The 705-nt window shown below is 51.9% G+C and carries 2 protein-coding genes; both read right to left on the bottom strand.

From position 1 onward, the window contains the following. Positions 1-214 (bottom strand): hypothetical protein (locus WH277_RS01625; RefSeq protein WP_339503998.1); only part of this gene is annotated, 214 nt, incomplete at its 3' end. A 3-nt stretch (positions 215-217) separates the two neighbouring features. Further along, the coding region (locus WH277_RS01620; RefSeq protein ID WP_339503996.1) for a fimbria/pilus periplasmic chaperone at positions 218-705 on the bottom strand (488 nt) is incomplete at its 5' end.

The raw sequence follows: 705 nt of genomic DNA, 5'->3' as shown, positions 1-705 counted from the left end.
GGTCAATCCCTCTCGCTCTAAGGATTTTCGCAGTGACGGACTCGCCGGAAGCTTGCGCTACTGTGGGTGTGGAGGTGTTTTGCGCTTTTAGTAATAGCTGAGGACGTTCGGGTGTTTCCTGCGCGCAGAGGTAAGCTGGCATCAGGGTGCCAGCCGCCGCAAGAAGTGCGCAATGGCAGTATGCATTTAAGGTAAAGCGTTCAGAACCAGACACGTGTTAAAGCTCGTGGCTAACGGACAGTTCAGCATTACCCACTTCATATCCATACGAAGAAACGGCATCAATACGAATCTTCTGGGTTCTCGCCAACGCCAATACATCAGAAAATACCACGGGTAAGGTTTCACCCGGCAGGATATAACTCTTATTGAGAGTCACTTTTTGATTGCCTGGCAGCAAGGTGAAGGACGGAGCCATCCTGACAACCCAAGCACCAGGGTTATGGACCCTCAATTTTCCCTGCTTAACAGACCATTGCAAATCTTTCCAGGAGCCGATATTTTCCGCCAGCCCGGCAGGATGGATAATCACCGGCAAATTCTGCCGCAGACTGATTGCAATACCCTGATTTGCTACGGCGGTGATCGGAATACCTTCGAAGGTCACGCGCTTCATATGTTCGGTGGTTAACGGGCGGTCACTGGTTAGCACAAAACGAACCCGCTGAGTCTGGCCTGCCGCCACGCGCATAACCGGTTGAGTGA

The sequence above is a fragment of the Erwinia sp. MYb416 genome, from assembly GCF_037479575.1.
In the GTDB taxonomy this organism is placed as follows: domain Bacteria; phylum Pseudomonadota; class Gammaproteobacteria; order Enterobacterales; family Enterobacteriaceae; genus Erwinia; species Erwinia rhapontici.
The sequence above is the reverse complement of the archived record's forward strand: the minus strand, read 5'-3'. Positions and strand labels throughout refer to the sequence as shown.